The following is an 18,226-nucleotide window of genomic DNA, read 5'->3' as shown; positions in this document are numbered from 1 at the left end:
TTGTGTTGAAGCGCCTCTATACTAGTGCTAACTAGACAATGTAGAGTATGGTAAAAACAATACAAGCCGCGAGGGAGATACATTCCCTTGCGGCTTGCTTCATTCTATCGGAATCTTTCCGGTTTACGCCGGATATCCGCCACCTGGAGGCGGCCATGCGCCGTAGAAGCGACGTAGCAGAACAATCTCCCCTAGATGGTACGAGTTATGGGAGGCGATATTGCGCAGAAGTCCTGCTTTAGTTTCACCCGGGAAATAGAGCAGTGGATCATCTAATTGTGCAGTTTCTGCAATGGCTACGGCTTGATCAACTCCATCCAAGAATGCCTGAATATCTGCCTTCCACGTCGCTTCGTCCTGTGGACCCTTCTCTTCAGGCCAGCTTTCACTCACGTTAGCAGGGAGCTGTGGCTTGCGTCCTTCCAAGTGTTCGAGCATGAATTGTTGCCAATAATGCATGTGCTTCACCAACTGATAGATCGTATATGGCATGGCATCGTGCGTACGAGTAGCAAGTGTGACATCGATATCGGGTAGAGCACGGGCGATGCGGATATGACCGCGTTCCCCCACTAATGATTTGACAAGGGCTTGCCCAAAGCTTTGATTAACATCTGACATATGGAACCTTCCTCTCTTCCAAGACCGGATCTGATAACCTGTCTTCTATTTAGTATTATACAATTAAATTGCTAAAAATTAAAAATGGGTAACGAAGAACGCTAAATACTTAAAATGCCTATGATATAATAGTGAAAATAAATCTCAAGACCTCAGGGTCGAGGAGGAAGCTCCTGTGAAAGTGATATTGGTTGACGACGAACGTCTAGCGTTGATAGGCCTTCAAAAATCACTAGAAAAAGAAGTAAGCGGCATTGAAATTATCGCTACATATATGAATCCAACAGAGGCTGTGGCGGGTATTGTGGAGCACCGTCCTGATGTTGTATTTCTGGATATTCATATGCCGGAGATGGATGGTATGGATCTGGGAAGACAGATTCAGGCGGCAACACCGGGCACCGAAATTATATTTGTGACCAGTTACGATCAATATGCGGTGCATGCTTTCGAATTACAGGCTTTGGACTATGTGATGAAGCCGATCCAAAAGGATCGATTGAAGCAGACGGTGAGCCGCGTAAGAGAGAAACTGAGCGTAAAACGCGAGCAGCGGTCAAAGGATACAAACGTACCTTTAATTTGCTGTTTTAATCAGATTCAGTTTAAGCTTCCAGGCAAGGATGTTCAGGTGGCCAAATGGCGTACAAGCAAGGCGCAGGAGCTGTTTGCATACTTGCTTCACCACCGGAACCAGGTCATCCATCGCAGTGTTCTGCTGGAGCTTCTGTGGCCGGGAATGGAAGAGGAGAAGACGACACATCAACTCTACACTGCAATGTATCATGTCCGCCAAACCCTGAAAACTTGCAATATGAATATGATCACGATTCAGAGTGGACACCTGGAGGCAGGCTATCGACTCGAATTGGGTGAGGCTCAGTTGGATAGTGAGCAGTGGGAACGGGAAATCAGGCAATGGAAAGTCGTAGACGCAAGTACCGTTCATGCCTATGAGCAAGCGCTTCATCTATATAAGGGTACCTATCTTGGCAATTACGAATACATGTGGGCTGAACCTGAGCGGGAAAGATTACGCTATCTGTGGCTGTATCATATGAGACAACTAAGTCTGTATTACCAGCAGCATGGGCTGGCGGAGAAAGTGGTCGAGAGTACACAACGTATCCAGCATATGCTTCCGGACGAAGAAGAAAGTTATTTTATGCTAATGAAGTTATATGATGAAATGCACAACGATCTCGGTGTGGAGGAGCAGTATCGTCTCTTAACCACCAGAATGGAGCAAGATTTGGAGATACCGATCAGTGAGGACATTACCGAATGGTATCAGGACTGGAAGCTCGGTTTAACCAAAGTCATGAAAAAATAATTAATGAAATTACTTCAAACGAAACGTATGGACCGTTACAGATATTTGTTCATCATGCTAATCATTTTTGGAGTGTTAATTGGCATGCGCTCGGTATGGTCTGAGCTATTCCACACAGTAGATGAGCATCGCGCCGTTAACGGGGTGCTTGATTTGAGAGATGTGGATCTGGATCAGTCCCCTGTCATGTACTTGAATGGGGAATGGGAAATTTACCCGGATGAGTTGCTGACCCAACAAGATATTGCGAAGAGGAATGGCGGTGCGAAGAGTGTTCAGGTCCCAGGAGACTGGGGGAGTGCACAGAATCAGGAACACGAGAGTTCGTACGGTTACGGAACATATCGATTGCGCATTTTGACAGATCCACTTCAGACACCGGTAACTTTCTGGTTCAAGGGAATCCGAAGTTCATCCGAGGTTGAGATGAATGGACACAACGACGGGGGTATGGGTGAGGTCTCCTCGGATAGCAGTACATATATACCCCGAAGCACTTCATATACAGCGACCTATGATCAGGAAGGAACAACCTCCATTGAACTATTGGTTCGTGTAGCCAATTACGATAGCCCGTATATGGGCGGAATTAGCAAACCTGTTCGCTTCGGTTCACAGGCAGCTGTTGATTTTTCGCGTTGGTATTCTATTGGTTTTCAGATGCTCACCTTTCTGGTTCTGCTCCTCCACGGCATGTATGCCTGTATTCTTTACGCATTTAATCGACAGGAACGTTCCTTGCTGGTTGGAGCCGTATTAACTTTATCTGTGGGCATCACGGTTACGATGGGTCATGACAATATATTGATGTTATGGCTTCCTATTAATTATACTTGGGGCATTAAAATTCGATTGATCTCATTGTTGCTGCAAAATGTTTGTATCCTTCTGTTATTCCAGAGATTAACGATGGTTCATGTACGAAAGGCATGGCTACAGTGGCATGTTGTCATGACCTTGATCTATACGGCCGTGATTGTGGTGGTGCCCATTCATATTACATATGCCATGATCCATTACAACGTCATTAACCTATTCTTTCTTGTATCCATGATCTGGTTTCTATACATCGTCGGAACGATGATCTTCAGGAAACAGGCGGACCGGGATATTGTTTTTCTGCTGCTTACTGCAGGAGGCATTATATCCAACCTGATATGGAGTGTGGTCGAGACAGCCAAAGATGTGACAACAGTCTATTATCCCATTGACATTATCTTTGCGATTACCGGCTTCTCCGCCTATTGGTTCAAGAAATACTTCAGGAATGTCAGGGAGAATATGAAGCTGAACACAGAACTACAGAAGGGCGACAAAATTAAAGATCAATTCTTGGCGAATACATCACATGAACTGCGGACCCCGCTGCACGGGATCATTAACATCGCTCATAACGTGATCACCCGGGAGAAAAACCGGTTGGATGAACGGAGCCTGGAGGATATGGAGTTGCTGATTACGATCGGTAGACGGATGTCACATCTTCTTGGTGATCTACTGGATGTAGTCCGGCTGAAGGAGCACCGCATTGAGTTACGTCAGGGGCCTCTTTCCATACAGTCGGTTGTGCCTGGCGTTATCGCCATGCTGCAATTCATGGCAGAACGAAAACCAGTTCGCCTTCATATGGAGATTCCGGAATCGTTCCCTCAGGTCATGGCTGATGAAGAAAGGCTCGTTCAGATTTTGTATAATCTACTGCATAACGCGCTTAAACATACAGAGGAAGGAACGATATCCGTAAGTGCCGAAATTCGTGAAGGACATGCTCTGATTCATGTGACGGATACAGGCATTGGCATGGATGAGGATACACGGATGCGTATTTTCCTCCCGTATGAACAAGGGTCGTATGGAATCAGTGATGGACAAGGCATCGGGCTTGGACTGAACATCTGCAAAGAGCTCGTAGAACTGCACGGCGGGGCACTTACGGTTCACTCGGAACTCGGAAAGGGCTCGGTATTCAGCTTCGATCTACCACTCGCGGATGAAGCCGCCGATCAGGCTCAGTCGCAGCTACCTCTAATTTGGGAACAGGCCGCGGAGATGATGGAAGATGCACCTAGCGGATTCCTGTTACCCCGCCCAGGTATGGGGGACGCGGAAGCCTTGGCGACAGCAGAGATGGCTCCGTTGTTAAAAGAGGGGAGAGCTACCATTCTGGCTGTGGATGATGATCCGGTGAATCTGGATGTGTTGGTCAGCATTCTTTCGACGGAACCATATGATATAACTACAGCAGGTTCGGGTCAGGAAGCGATGGAATTGCTCGGCACACGTCAGTGGGATCTGCTCATTACAGATGTGATGATGCCCAATATGTCCGGATATGAGTTAACCCAGAAGGTGAGGGAACAATTCTCGATGTCTGAGCTTCCTGTGCTGCTGTTGACGGCACGAAGTCAGCCGCCAGATATCTACACGGGATTTGCATCGGGGGCCAATGATTATGTCACGAAGCCTGTAGATGCGGTGGAACTGAAATATCGGATACGTGCATTGACCATGCTAAATCAGTCTATCCAAGAGCGCCTGCGCATGGAGGCCGCTTATTTACAGGCTCAGATTCAGCCTCACTTCCTGTTTAATACGTTGAATTCACTTATGGTTTTAAGTGATATTGATACAGAGCATATGCGGAAGCTTGGCGATGCTTTTTCATCCTATTTACGGATCAGCTTCAACTATCTCAACACAGGGGAACTGGTGAAATTATCATATGAGCTGGAACTCGTTGAAGCCTATCTTTTTATTGAAAAAACACGATTTGAAGATCGCTTGTCGGTGGTATTAAACGTCGAACCGGATCTTCCGTTGCTTCTCCCGCCGCTGTCGATTCAGCCTTTGATTGAAAATGCCGTCAGACACGGACTATTAAGCCGCAATGTAGGCGGTACGTTATGCCTATCCATCACTCGTCATGAGGGTTATACCCGTATTGAGGTGAAGGATAATGGCAAAGGCATGGAACCCGAGAAGGTTGCTGAGCTACTGCGTGCTACACTGGGTGGAAAAGGCGGAATAGGCATTGCAAATACGAACCGTAGGTTGCTACAACGTTATGGTCAGGGATTATCGATTATAAGCGAGCCGGGTGAGGGAACGATGGTGTCATTTGATATTCCGGATGAGATATAAGGAAAAGGCCGCAGAAGTGAAAACTTCCGGCCTTTTTATTTTGCTTGAGCGTTCATTCCCTAATTTTAATTATTTCTAATGCTTCTTTCATATGTTAGTATATTTAACATTAGAAGCGCGGGTTCCGGCATTGGGCGCTAAACGTTGTTATAGTGGGTGAAGAGATCGATGCGCAATTGGGTCAAAAATGAGAATGTGCAGATGACGGCCATTGCCTTTACCACTGCGGTAGGGGCGCAATTCAAGATAAATCCGTTCCGGGAAGATTACTTCCGAATCGGGCTGGGGGTTAGCATCCTTTTATTTCTGCTGATGATCATGCCACACTTGTCTTATGTGAAGACAGGAATCCTGACAGGCATCGCGAATTTGCTGTTTCAGTCGGTAGATCTCATCAATCATGTACAGACGGTGTCTATACTGGAAAGCATGCGGGACAATCTGGGTGCAGGTATGTATTATGTTTTCTTTGCCTATGGGCTTAGCAAATTCAAGCATCGATTCCATGAGATGCAGCCTCTTCTGCTCGGCGGGTTAATCACATGTATCGATTTCTCCTCTAATCTTGTTGAGCTGCTTTTTCGCGGAATGTTAAGCGGGACCAATATCTTTTATATGAAGGAATGGTTGTATCTGCTTGTGGTAGGTGGTCTGCGAAGTTACTTTGTGATTGGGCTATATAACAGCATTGCGGTGAGGCAGATGCGGCTCTTACATGCAGAGCAGGAGAAGCGGATGGAGCAGATGCTGAGTGTGAACTCGGGTCTGTATGGCGAGGTCTTTTACCTGAAGAAAGCGATGAATACGATCGAAGGCATTACGGCTGACAGCTATGATCTATATCGCGATCTCCGGGAGCAGGACATGAATCAATACAGTCAGCGCACCCTGGGCATCGCTCAGCAGATTCATGAAGTGAAGAAGGATTCACAACGCATTCTCGCGGGTCTGCTGAAGCTGTATGATAACGAAAAAGCAGTCAACATGAGCCTATCTGAAGTACTGAACTTTGCCAGCAAAGCAAACCGAAAATATAGCGAAATGCTGCATAAGCAGGTCGAGATCGATATTGAGCAACAGTATGATTGTGAGTCTCCGTATTACATTCCTCTTCTCACGGTAATGAATAACTTGATTGCCAATGCGGTAGAAGCGATTGAGCATGACGGGAGGGTCCGAATTCGTGTGTATGAGCAAGAAGATGACGTGCATTTCGTCGTGATGGACACTGGAAAAGGCGTACCTGAAGCCAAACGGGATGTTATTTTTGAACCAGGCTATACAACAAAGTTCAATGAAGTTGGCATTGCTGCGACGGGCATTGGCTTGTCCCATGTACGTGATATCGTTCAGTCGTTGGCGGGACAAATTAAGGTAGAGTCGGCGCCTCCGGGAGAGACAGGGACAACATTTGTTATAGCTATTCCCAAAATAAATCTGATCAAGGGGGCCGATGTCGATGACACTTTCTATCATGATCGTGGATGATGATGTGGTAAGTCGGAGCATGCTGCATGATATCATTGAATCCTGTGGTATCGGCGAGCTTGCGGGCATGGCGGAGGGCGGAATAGAAGGAGCACGCATGATCATGGATCTGCGTCCCGATGTGGTGCTGATTGATCTGCTGATGCCGGATCAGGACGGAATTGAGACGGTGGCGAAGCTGAAGCACGGGGGTTATACCGGGAAATTCATCATGATCTCTCAGGTGGAGAACAAAGAGATGGTAGGAGCGGCCTACCAAAACGGCATTGAATTCTTTATTCATAAACCGATTAATCGGGTGGAAGTGGAGCATGTGCTCAGCAAAGTGAATGACCAGTGGAAGTATGAACGATACGTGCTGGAGATCAAGCAGTCGATGGCCCGATTGAATCTGGCGGAAGCGCCGGCCCCTGCCCAAGGTCGTACGGTGCGAGATGCGGCACGAAACATTCTAATGGATCTGGGGATCATCGGAGAAAGTGGTAGCAAGGACATCATTGCGCTCATGGAGTATGCGATTGATCAGAAGCAGGTCGCAGAGTGGCCGCCACTGAAGGAGTCCTATGAAGCGGTGGCCCAGACGTACAAGTCCACGCCCAAAGACGTCGAGAAAGAGAGCAAGGCGATGGAACAGCGCATTCGCAGAACGGTAATTGCCGCGTTAACAAACATGGCCTCGATTGGACTCACCGATTATAGCAACCACAAGTTTGAGCATTATGCTCCCCTGTACTTCGACTTCCAGGATGTTCGAATGAAGATGAGAGCCATGGAAGAAGATCAGGCAGGCGACAAAGGCAAGGTTAATATCAAAAAGTTCCTGCATGTGTTCTACATGGAGACGCTTGAAAAGATGAATAACTAAATAATTATAGTAACTGAGATAGTTATCTCTTAACCAAAAGCCGATGTCCAGAGGAGGAGAAAGTGAAATGAACATAACTATTGATCAGCAAGGCAATTCCAAGGTCGCCATTATTGAAAGTGATGGTATCGTCATCAACAATGCTCAAGATGCACTGGATTTGATGGCTTCGGTAAGGTATACCGATGATGCTGATAAACTCATTATCGACAAATCGAACATCACGGAAGAGTTCTTCGAACTAAAAACCAAGCTTGCAGGCGAGATTTTGCAGAAATACGTGAACTATCATGTTAAGCTTGCTATTGTGGGAGATTTCGAAGGACATAACAGCAAGAGCTTGAGAGATTTCATCTATGAGTGCAACAATGGCAAGCATGTTTTCTTTTTGAAAAACAAAGAGGAAGCGCTTCAAAAGTTGCATAATATCAGTTAAGCGTACATCCGAGGCATGTAGAGAGCCTGCTTATAATATGAACCAAACGTAGGAGGTTTGCACCGTGATATCTAATGAGAATTTAAAGGTATATACTCTGCCTGAGATCGGAAATCTTAAAGTGCATGGCAGAACAACTGGAGAGCGATCGCCGTTGACGTTATTTTGGACGGGGAGTGCAGTTGAACTCAATGTACAGGGCTCCGAACTATGGGTTGAAGTAGAGTCGCAGTATGACATGTATGAGTCATGGATCAGCATTCTGATCAATGGTGTTTCGGTGAGCAGACAGATGTTAACGGCGGGAAGGTACTGGGTCTGTGTATTCCGAGGTATGAACGCGAATGTGGTGAAGAATGTTCGGATCGTTAAGGATGTTCAAGCGATGAGTGGTGACCCGGGTTGTTCCTTGCAGATTCATGCGGTGAAATCGGATGGAGCGTTCCTGCCTGTGCAGGAAAAACCGTACAAGATCGAGTTCATTGGTGACAGTATTACATCTGGTGAAGGTGCGATTGGAGCGAAAGCGGAGGAAGATTGGATTCCGATGTGGTTCAGCGCCATACATAATTATACGTTTATGACAGCAGAGGCATTGAATGCAGAATATCGGGTCATCTCGCAAAGTGGCTGGGGTGTGCTGACAAGTTGGGATAACAATCCAAAGGGGAACATCCCCGAGTATTACGAACAGGTCTGTGGCTTGCTTACTGGTGAACGTAACGAAGCGTTAGGTGCAGGAGATGAGCATGATTTTGGTTCGTGGCAGCCGGACGTGGTGGTCGTGAACCTGGGTAGCAATGATGGGGGTGCATTTCAGTCACCGGAATGGAAAGACCCCGACACTGGCAAGGTGTACAAGCAGCGTTTGAACGAAGACGGTACGTATCATGAAGAAGATCTGGCTGCTTTTGAGAAAGCGGTGGAACAGTTCCTGTTCAAACTTCGGAAAAACAATCCGGATGCACAACTCGTATGGGCTTATGGCATGCTTGGTTTTCCCATGATGCCTGCCATCTACCGCGCGGTTGATACGTATACGAAGGGGACAGGAGACCGCAAGGTCTCAATCATCCAGCTTCCTGATACAACCGAAGAGACGGTAGGAGCGCGTACCCATCCTGGCGAGTTATCTCACCGTAGGACGGCAGAGGTGTTAGCGGAATATGTACGAGGAATGATAGGATAACTTGATACTTGATACTTGATACTTGATACATGGTAATGGAAAGACCACTCTTTCATGAACGGGTACCCCAATGGTTAGATGGTGTCTAACTTTATGGTGTCCATGTATCACAAGAATGGTTTTTCCCTTTTCTACTTATCTAGACATTCGAAGCTGTATCCGCTGGGCCGCTGTTCTGTACCTCATAACGAATCGAAATGATCTGTCCCAGCGTCTGGGTTCGGAGCATTTTAAATTGACTTGGCACAGTGCCTGTCGGGAATAAAGGAATGCCTTCACCAAGAATCTTGGGAATGATGGCGACTTCGATCTCATCCAGTAGTTTTTTTGCTAACACAGCTTGAACCAATATGCCGCCACCCACAATCCACACATCTCCATCAGAAGTTTGTTTTAACTGGGGAATGAGCGTATCTACCTCCTCGGTTGTAAACTGTACATGCGGAGCGGGCGGCTGTTCCGAGCGGGAAAGCACATACGTTGGGCGATCCGCATAGGGAAATTCTTCGGAAAGTGTGAGCACCTCTTCATACGTATAACGTCCCATAACAACGCTACCGATTGTTTCATAAAAGGCAGCATACCCGTTGTCTCCACCATCACCCTCCACATCAAATAACCAATCTACCGAACCGTCCAGTCTTGCGATATATCCATCCAAACTCATAGCAATGTACAAAATTGTTTTGTTATCAGACATGTTCATCGCTCCTTTCTAAAATGTATGATACACTTTAACTATGACAAAAGTTGACGTAGTTAGGATGTTGAATTCATGAATCATCGAAAACTGGCTATTATGCGCCTGATGGATTCCAGACAAAAGTTCACCGCCCGGGAACTGGCAGAACGGTTCGACGTATCGATTCGTACGATCCAGCGAGATCTGGATGCATTGCAGGCGCTGGGTTTTCCTTTGTACACAGAAGTTGGCGTGAACGGAGGATATCGGGTGTTGCCCAATCGGATTTTGCCACCTCTTCAACTGACACAGCAGGAGGCATTAGGGCTGTTTATGATGCTGGAATATCTACAGCAAGTACCGGATTTTCCGTATGGATTAATGCGTGAACATCTGGCTGAGCAGTATTTCTCTACTTTGCCCGAAGATGTACAGGATCTGATTATGCGAATGAGAGAGCATATCACCTTTGTCCAGCACCCCGGTGGGCATTCCGAGCCTTTAACAACAGCGATATTGGGTGCAGCGGTAGAAAAGAGAGAAATCGAATTTATGTATCATGCCCGCAGTGGTCCTAAAAAAGTACAGGTCTTTCCCTATGGCATCTACTATGAGCAGGGACATTGGTACATGCCAGCCCGAAATAAGGACCGCGTGTTATTGTATCGGGTGGATCGCATGCAGCAATTGACGGTTATGGAATCAGTGGATAAATCTGTTCCAAGTCTAAAGGCATGGCTAGCTGCCAAAGAAGATAGAGCAAGCGTAGAAGTGGTGCTGCAATTCACGGAATTTGGAGCAAGGATTGCGGCGTCAGATGTGTTGTTCAAGTCAGTTGAAGGCCATGAGTGGCGCGGACTTGTTCCGCCCGAGGAGTTCTCTTTTACAGCGCGAAAATTACTCTCCTATGGGCCGGAAGTGAAGGTGGTGTCTCCGCTCGAACTGCAACAGCAGGTTAGAGGGATGCTGGAACGGAGTTTAAGCCAGTATGGTGGGGGATAAAAGCTTTAAAAGCTGGATATTAGGGTATCAAGGAAGAGATAAGAAAGGTGTGTAGACAAATGAGCGAAGTTTGGACTAAAGACATCATCCCGACTGTATCCGATAAAGTAGTGATTGTGACAGGTTCGAACGGCGGGTTAGGGTATGAAACGGCATTAGCGTTAGCTGAAAAAGGGGCAAAAGTTATCCTTGCAGTTCGTAATCTGGAAAAAGGTGAAAAGGCAGCTAATAAAATAAAGTCGTCTGTGCATGTAGCTGGAGAGGTAATCGTTATGCAACTTGATCTTAGCGATTTAGCTAGTATCCGTAAGTTCGCAGCCGCTTTTCTTGAGCAATACGATTCTTTGTCCATTCTCGTTAATAATGCAGGAATTATGAACCCTCCATTCCAGTTGACGAAAGATGGCTTTGAATTACAGTTTGGTAGTAATCATCTAGGCCATTTTGCGCTTACGGGTCTACTATTGCCTCGATTGATCTCTACTCCGAAATCGAGAGTTGTCACTGTAAGTAGTATGGCAGCTCATAATGGTGCGATTGATTTTAATAATTTAGATGGCTCCAAAGGATATAATCCCATGAAGTTCTACAGTCAAAGCAAGCTAGCCAATCTGATGTTTGCGAGAGAGCTGCAGAATAAATTTAATTCCGCCCATATTGATTCCATGAGTATCGCCGCTCATCCAGGAATTTCGCATACCAACCTATTTTCCTTCGGTTCGGGGAAACAGACCAATATATTCATGCGCAGTCTTTTGAAAATCATTAGTCAACCGGCACATATGGGGGCATTACCTACCTTATATGCTGCAGCAGATCCGACGATCACGGGAGGGGAGTATATTGCTCCCAGCGGTATGGGCGGCACTAAGGGCTATCCCAAGAGCGCTAAGATCATCGAAAAATTATATGACGCTAACATTTCAAACAAGCTATGGAGCGTATCAGAAGAATTAACAGGGGTATATTACAGATTCGACGTGTAGATTTTGCCATGAAGGAAAATAAACCTTATTATGGAATAGACAGTTAAAAGTTCTTCAGCACGAATAAGATTAACTGAATGGGGGGCTACCATGATTCGTTTCATAAGAAATTTCACGATCCGCTCTATGCAGAGTCCATGTGATGAACAACGGCGGTTGTTTGTATAGAGCGTGAAATCCATTTCCGCCATATCATTGTAGTGCATATCCAATGTGTTCATTGTACGACTCTGCTGCCTTAAAGATTTTAACTTTTAAGGAGTGGAGCAACGTGAAATATATTAATGCGGATACAATCTTCCCGGAAGAATTACTCAAAGAAATACAGCGTCATATCTCTGGTGGCTTGATCTATATTCCGAGGCCCAAGGATGCCCACAAGAAGTGGGGCGAGAATTCGGGTGGCAGAAGGATTGTCCGGGAGCGGAACGACGAGATCCGCCAGCTTTTTGCTGCCGGAACAACCATCGATCAGCTTGCGGACCAATACTGTTTATCCATCGATAGCATCAAGAAAATTGTGTATTGCAAAAAGGGATGAAACTATAAAAGCCATGTTCGAGCAATCGAATGTGGCTTTTTCCTGTAAGAATAAAGAATAGTTATTAAAGCTTTTTTACATATTCGAGGTTGTTAATTACGCGTACAATTCATTTGACGGTACAAGGATATGCGTTGAGAGTTCTTGAAATTAACTCCTTAAATCATCTGGTAAGGTTGGTGAATATGAATATAGAAGTGAAATTAACGAATAAAGACGAGGCGTATGTGATTAAAAATATGTACCCGCTATACCTTCATGATCTATCCGGACATTATGGTCTGGGTGGAGAGCATACCCCGAACGAACATGGCATTTTTGAGCCAAGTCCTGATTATATAACTTTGCAGGATCAGTATAACGTCCAGAACATATGGTGGGAAAAACCGGAGTGTCTTTATCCGTTCCTCATGATTGTGGGTGGCATACCGGCAGGGTTTGCGTTCATAGCTACTCCGCCATATTGTTCATAAGGCACGAATTTCTTTGTACATGACTTCTTTCTGATGCAGCCGTTTCGAGGTGTAGGCGTTGCTGAACACGCGGCATCGACGATCTTCGGAATGTTTAGAGGAAACTGGGAGTTGTTCACCAATCCATCGGAGAAAAATAAGATTGGCCAATCTTTCTGGCGGAAAACAGTGAATAATTATACCAAAGGTAACTATCGGGAAATGTACGGGCAAACGTTCGATGGTTATAAATTGATTTTTCAATTCTCCAATATATAAAAAGAGAGACCGTCTCCCAATGAGGAAAACGATCTCTCTCTACTGCCTTTTATAAACTACCGTTGAAATAGTGATACTCAGAATTTACTTCAAAACCAACACTGCGGTACAGATTCAAAGCACGTTTGTTCTCGGTAACAACGGATAAGCGGATATCTGTGTAACTTTGTTTCCTTAGGAGATCAACCAGGATGCTAAGCGCAGTGCGCCCCAGTTTCTGTCCCTGATAAGCAGGCAAGATACAGAAGTTATGAATAAATGCGGTTGTTGCATTAATGGAGTTGACCCGTACCAGCCCAACAGGCAGTTGATTCTGCCATGCAATATAGGTGACTCGGCTGGGTTCATTCGTTTGCATAAAGTACTCGCGTGTCCAGTCCTCCGAATCTCCAAAGGCTTGGGAGGAGCAAGTGACCATAAACTCCATATCCTCGGTTTCTGCCACGGACAACGTTAGTTCAGGTGGCTCCACAACCGAAAGGACCTCATTCACAAGTTGCATCGAGTACTCCGCACGATCATAAATGGCTCCAAGGGATTGGGCAGTATGAACACCCGGAGATAAGCCCTGAGGAACGCGATAACTGAGTTGGTTAATCCCTTGTGGTTTCATATCCAGGATGGCTCTTTTCAGTAGGCTGCCGAACACACCTTGGCGACGAAAATCTGGGTGTACGATGGCATTAATATTCCCGGTTACGCCGTCGGATGGATACCAACTGAGGAGTCCTACCAAATCACCGTGGCGATAACAGAGGAGTGCATGGTCTCCGTCTTTTTTGCTAATATGGTCAAGGTCTGCTTTCAGATGAATGGAATCAAGCTGTTTACATTGTTGTTCGAGTAAAATAATAGCATCAATCTGTTCCTTGGAATCATAGATCATAGGAACGACTTGATAAGTTAACATAGCTTTCACACCTTCATTGTTGAAGGAAACACGCAGTTATTGGACCCGCAGGCGCTGTCCTTCGAGAGTTGGTCCAGTTGTAATTTTGATCATCATCATTATCTCCTCCAAATCACTTCCCGATGACTATAACACAATCTATGATGAAGATGACACCCAATGGATGTAATTCACTGGGTGTCTGTTCAGATGTTCCTAATAACTGGACATTATATCCTATTGAAGGGATAATTGAGAGTAATACTGACGAGAAAGGAGTTGATCACCTCGCGTAAGTTAGCTTATGTGATGAGTACGTTGTTTCTTTCATCTGTCATGATAATGGGGTGCACCCCATCTGAGTCAGCCGAGAACGTTAAAGAGACCATTCCACCAGCGACGAATCAGCCGAGTATTGTGAGCAATCAGAAGGCGTCAGCCATAGATGAGCAGCAGGCCCTCGAAATGTCGCTGGATTATAAAACAACCGAACTGACTGTTGATTATAAGGACTATGAAGATACGTTAACTGTGGAGGGTCTGCTGGCTAGAGCAGAAGTAATCAGACCATTTTTGACAGAAAGGAATTTCGAATCCAATATAGATGCGCGATTTAACAAGATTCCTTTACGTGTAGCAGACAAAGAGAAGGCTCTGCTGCATCCTGAAAATATACAAACCAAGATCAAAGATAGCAAGAGTGACTGGATTCTTGTGGAATACACGCTCGATTTGAAATTTACGGATAAGGATGGCAAAGAGTTCAAGTCCATTCCGTTATCGGGTGATATCACCTTTTTGCAGGATCAGGGAGAATGGCGCATTCAGGATGACACGTACAACATGAAGCCCTTCACAGAAATCATCAATAATTCACTATAATGCATGAGTCATCTGTGAATCTGGCACATACAGATTGTGCTCGAATTATTCATTGCGAATAAGATCCTTCATATCAGTATGCACTTCAAAGTGTGTACTTTTTTTGTGGCGGCGCACCCAGCTAAGCGCGCGTCGTCAAAAGGGTATCATCGCGATGTTAGCTATCGACACCTGCTAGAAATTTGCAGGGTACATTCTCCTGTATTGATGATATTATTTGGATGATCAACTTACTTATTGCGCTCTTGTAGAATGGGGTTGGGTTCATCATGAGGGAGATTCTCCGAGTCGGTTCTCGTAAGGTTTGGTTGTATATCATTGCTGCTGTTATTGGTTTGGTTACAGGCTATGTCGTCCTCTCTTCGCCGGACTCTCCTAGGCTCCAAAGTGAAGAAGGTATTCTGGATTTAACGCAGGCTCAACTTAGTACGAATCCGCAAAAATTAACAGGGAAGTGGGCGTTCTATTGGCAAGAACTGCTGTCGCCTGAGGATATGCGGGTTCGTTCGGCAAGGGAAGGAAATCAGGACCACTGGATTAACATCCCAAGCTCCTGGCTGGGCTACCCGTTAGAAGGTCAGCGGCTGAGCGGTACAGGCTATGCAACCTTTGGACTGGTCGTTCATCTAAGCGAGCAGGATCGCGATGAGATGCTTGCTCTGCGGCTGTCTAGCATTTTTAATGCGTACAAATTATGGGTCAATGGCGAGCTGCTGGCAGAAGTTGGTGATGTTGGTCAGGACAAGCACAGCATGACCCCGCAATTGGAAACAAAGCTGGTGTATTTTCAGCCTGAAAGCGACACGTTAGAGCTGGTCATGCAAGTATCCAACTTCCAACATCATCGGGGCGGCATTACCAAGGATATCGAGCTGGGTGGCAGTGACGTACTAACGACCAAGACCAATCTGAATCTTGCCAGGGATATGTTCATCACGGCAAGTTTGCTAGTGATCGGTTTGTATAATCTGCTGTTGTTTATGCTGCGACGTAAGGATAAAGCTCCGTTATATTTTGGCCTGTTTACTGTACTGCTTGGTATTCGATCCTTGTTCAACGGCGAGCTTATCTTTACACAATGGTTGCCTCATTTTCCTTGGGAATTGCAGTTCAAGATCGAATATCTGATTCTTTGCCTCAGCGGTTATATCATCACCATGTATTTTGATTGTATTTTTCCGAATTATGTGTCGCGATGGTTTCGCCTTGGCACCCGGATCGTAACTGGTGCATTCTGTATCCTTGTAGTGGTAACCCCTGCAATTATATATACAAAATTTTTGCTGGTAATCGGTGTGATGGTAGTTCTACATATGATTTATCTGATGATCGGGCTGGTTCAGGCGGCTGTGCGACGTATGGAGGGAGCGCTGATCTTCCTGCTGGTGTCGGTGGTTACTTTGGTCACGGTTGTCAACGATTTTTTGTATTTTAACGGATGGTCGCTAGTTGGAAATACATCTCCGCTTGGCTTATTGATATTTACGATCGCGCAGCTGATTCTGCTGTCTTCGCGATCTACGAGGACGGCATCGAACGAAGAGAGAATTACACGTGAATTACAGAACGTTAATGACAAGCTGATTGAAATGAATATGAATCTGGAACAGACCGTTCAGGAGCGAACACAGGCCTTATCTACAGTGCATGATGATCTCCAAACCTCGTATGACCGACTGCTTCACTCCGAGCAAGGGAGGAAGAAGCTACTTGCTTATATTACGCATGATCTGCGTATGCCGTTGTCCAGTATGCTTGGATATGTAGAAGCTATACAGGACAGGGTCAAGCCGGAACGCAATGAACAATATCTGAAGTACATCCGGGAGAACACGATAAGGATTAACCGTATGATCGAGGAGTTGTCCTTCTTGTCTCATTTGGAGACTGGACAAGTCTCGTACCGAATGGAGCCAGTTCAGATGATTCCTTTCTTGCATGGTTTTTTTGAACAATATGAGTTGGTAGTGCGCGACGCAGGATTAGACTTCATACTGGATATCGGAGATGCCGAGGATAGACGATCTATTTTGCCAGTTGTCGAGATGGATGCGAAAAGAATAGAGCAGGCTTTATTTAATCTAGTGTCAAATGCCATGAAGTTCACCTCCAGCGGGGGGCTGGTGCGTATTGCACTAGTTGTGGAAGTGGTGAATCATGCTCCCCATGCAGTCATTAGCATACAGGATTCTGGAATGGGGATTCCTCCGGATCAGCTTGAGCAAATCTTCGAACGTAATTACAGATATGATCGGCCGGGAATGGGCATAGAGGGCAGTGGACTGGGGCTGGCAATTTGCAGGGAAATCGTACAAGCGCACGGAGGAATGGTTCGAGCGGAGAGCGACGGCAAGATGGGGGCGACATTCTATGTAACGTTTCCTTGTACGGTGATTGAAGGAAAGGGGTGATGAGATGGACACGCACAAAATCATGATCGTTGATGATGATCCTCATATATGCGAGATTGTGCAGGTGTATTGTGATAGGGAGGGATTTGTCTCCACCTGCAGTCATAGCGGGTCAGAAGCGATGGAGCTGCTTGCATCGTTTGAGCCGGATTTAATTATACTGGATATATTGCTGGCTAATGAAAACGGTATTGACTGGTGCAGGAATGCGCGTAATCTCACCAGTGCGCCGATTGTGTTTCTGAGCAGTCAAGAGGAAGACGAAATAAAAATTAGCGCATTATCCTATGGCGGGGACGATTATGTGACCAAGCCGTTCAGTCCGGGAGTGCTCATGGCCAAGATCAAGGCTCACCTTCGCAGAGTGTCGACGGGTAGAAGGGAACAACTGCTGGAGTTACCGGGTTTGACACTGGATTTCTACACGCAGTCCGTCAACATGGGAAGTACATCTATCTCTTTATCGAAAAAAGAATTCAGTCTGCTGTCCTATATGGCACAAAACGTGAATCGTGTCGTCAGTGTCGATACGTTGTTTCAAATCATCTGGGGAATGGAAAGTCTGGAGGATACGAGAACGGTTGCTGTACATATCAGTAATTTACGCAAAAAAATTGAGTCTGACCCTGCCGACCCCGAGCGAATCATTACGGTTCGGGGGAGTGGATATATGCTGGTTTCTAACAGTACGTCACAAGCATGAATATAGCAGTAAGGGTAGTCTATTATAAATGGGAAAATGGCGTTGGAGCAGTATCTGACGCTATTGGCCCATTTTTTGTTCTTTCCACTAGCTTCGTAATCGACTCAAGATATTGAATCCCTCAACACCAGTCTGCGCTTTTCCATCCTCGTCAAAATGATGTGCCATCTCTCCGAAAAATTAAACGATCCAATACGCACGGATTTAAAGTTTTCTTTAGATTTCTCAAGTAGGATAATCCATCATGATAAAATCACTGTGGTCGATATAACGACATATTTCATCAAATTGCAACTGATTATTAGCTACGAGGACGTTACATTCAA

General features: G+C 45.7%; 17 protein-coding genes. 14 read left to right on the top strand and 3 right to left on the bottom strand.

Going from position 1 to position 18,226, the window contains the following annotated elements:
• Positions 1–123: 123 nt before the first annotated feature.
• Positions 124–621, bottom strand: coding sequence for a DinB family protein (locus tag MHH25_RS30210; RefSeq protein ID WP_340018787.1), 498 nt, complete (start codon positions 619–621; stop codon positions 124–126).
• Between the two features lie 175 nt (positions 622–796).
• Here MHH25_RS30210 and MHH25_RS30205 point away from each other — a divergent pair, with 175 nt between their 5' ends.
• From MHH25_RS30205 to MHH25_RS30180, 6 genes are all read left to right on the top strand, one after another.
• Entirely contained in the window at positions 797–1,954 is a 1,158-nt protein-coding gene (locus MHH25_RS30205) for a response regulator (RefSeq protein ID WP_100526686.1), read from the top strand.
• A 3-nt stretch (positions 1,955–1,957) separates the two neighbouring features.
• The gene (locus MHH25_RS30200) at positions 1,958–5,095 is read left to right on the top strand and encodes an ATP-binding protein (RefSeq protein ID WP_100526687.1); all 3,138 of its coding nucleotides are present in this window, start codon (positions 1,958–1,960) and stop codon (positions 5,093–5,095) included.
• Between the two features lie 168 nt (positions 5,096–5,263).
• A complete protein-coding gene (locus MHH25_RS30195; RefSeq protein ID WP_100526688.1) occupies positions 5,264–6,583 on the top strand; it encodes an ATP-binding protein in 1,320 nt (439 codons plus the stop codon).
• Positions 6,555–7,448 carry a response regulator gene (locus MHH25_RS30190; RefSeq protein ID WP_100526689.1) on the top strand — a complete coding sequence of 298 codons (894 nt, stop codon included), beginning with the start codon at positions 6,555–6,557 and terminating at the stop codon, positions 7,446–7,448. Before MHH25_RS30195 ends, MHH25_RS30190 begins: the two co-directional genes overlap by 29 nt.
• Before the next feature lie 67 nt (positions 7,449–7,515).
• Positions 7,516–7,884 (top strand): DUF4180 domain-containing protein, encoded by a 369-nt coding sequence (locus MHH25_RS30185; protein ID WP_100526690.1) that lies wholly within the window; start codon positions 7,516–7,518, stop codon positions 7,882–7,884.
• A 64-nt stretch (positions 7,885–7,948) separates the two neighbouring features.
• Entirely contained in the window at positions 7,949–9,073 is a 1,125-nt protein-coding gene (locus MHH25_RS30180) for an SGNH/GDSL hydrolase family protein (protein WP_100526691.1), read from the top strand.
• A 139-nt stretch (positions 9,074–9,212) separates the two neighbouring features.
• Here MHH25_RS30180 and MHH25_RS30175 read toward each other — a convergent pair whose 3' ends face one another.
• A complete protein-coding gene (locus MHH25_RS30175) occupies positions 9,213–9,779 on the bottom strand; it encodes a dihydrofolate reductase family protein (protein WP_100526692.1) in 567 nt (188 codons plus the stop codon).
• A gap of 69 nt (positions 9,780–9,848) precedes the next feature.
• On the opposite strand from MHH25_RS30175, the gene MHH25_RS30170 reads away from it, so the two are divergent.
• The 5 genes from MHH25_RS30170 (at position 9,849) to MHH25_RS30150 (ending at position 13,015) form a co-directional block, all read left to right on the top strand.
• A complete protein-coding gene (locus tag MHH25_RS30170) occupies positions 9,849–10,757 on the top strand; it encodes a YafY family protein (RefSeq protein WP_100526693.1) in 909 nt (302 codons plus the stop codon).
• A 59-nt stretch (positions 10,758–10,816) separates the two neighbouring features.
• Positions 10,817–11,743: an oxidoreductase gene (locus tag MHH25_RS30165; protein ID WP_100526694.1), complete on the top strand. Its 927-nt coding sequence runs from the start codon at positions 10,817–10,819 to the stop codon at positions 11,741–11,743.
• 271 nt (positions 11,744–12,014) lie between these two features.
• A complete protein-coding gene (locus MHH25_RS30160) occupies positions 12,015–12,284 on the top strand; it encodes a CD3324 family protein (protein ID WP_036611734.1) in 270 nt (89 codons plus the stop codon).
• A 185-nt stretch (positions 12,285–12,469) separates the two neighbouring features.
• Positions 12,470–12,757: a hypothetical protein gene (locus MHH25_RS30155; RefSeq protein WP_340018786.1), complete on the top strand. Its 288-nt coding sequence runs from the start codon at positions 12,470–12,472 to the stop codon at positions 12,755–12,757.
• A gap of 33 nt (positions 12,758–12,790) precedes the next feature.
• Positions 12,791–13,015, top strand: coding sequence for a hypothetical protein (locus MHH25_RS30150; RefSeq protein WP_243391261.1), 225 nt, complete (start codon positions 12,791–12,793; stop codon positions 13,013–13,015).
• A gap of 49 nt (positions 13,016–13,064) precedes the next feature.
• Here MHH25_RS30150 and MHH25_RS30145 read toward each other — a convergent pair whose 3' ends face one another.
• Entirely contained in the window at positions 13,065–13,925 is an 861-nt protein-coding gene (locus MHH25_RS30145; RefSeq protein ID WP_100526695.1) for a GNAT family N-acetyltransferase, read from the bottom strand.
• A gap of 231 nt (positions 13,926–14,156) precedes the next feature.
• On the opposite strand from MHH25_RS30145, the gene MHH25_RS30140 reads away from it, so the two are divergent.
• From MHH25_RS30140 to MHH25_RS30130, 3 genes are all read left to right on the top strand, one after another.
• A complete protein-coding gene (locus MHH25_RS30140) occupies positions 14,157–14,786 on the top strand; it encodes a hypothetical protein (protein WP_161799407.1) in 630 nt (209 codons plus the stop codon).
• Positions 14,787–15,055: 269 nt separating this feature from the next.
• Entirely contained in the window at positions 15,056–17,197 is a 2,142-nt protein-coding gene (locus MHH25_RS30135; protein ID WP_340018785.1) for a sensor histidine kinase, read from the top strand.
• Between the two features lie 4 nt (positions 17,198–17,201).
• Positions 17,202–17,900, top strand: coding sequence for a response regulator transcription factor (locus MHH25_RS30130; RefSeq protein ID WP_036671783.1), 699 nt, complete (start codon positions 17,202–17,204; stop codon positions 17,898–17,900).
• Positions 17,901–18,226 lie beyond the last annotated feature (326 nt).

Origin of the sequence: Paenibacillus sp. FSL H3-0457, from assembly GCF_037981725.1 — a bacterium.
GTDB classification, from domain to species: domain Bacteria; phylum Bacillota; class Bacilli; order Paenibacillales; family Paenibacillaceae; genus Paenibacillus; species Paenibacillus amylolyticus.
This window is presented reverse-complemented; position numbering and strand designations above follow the sequence as displayed.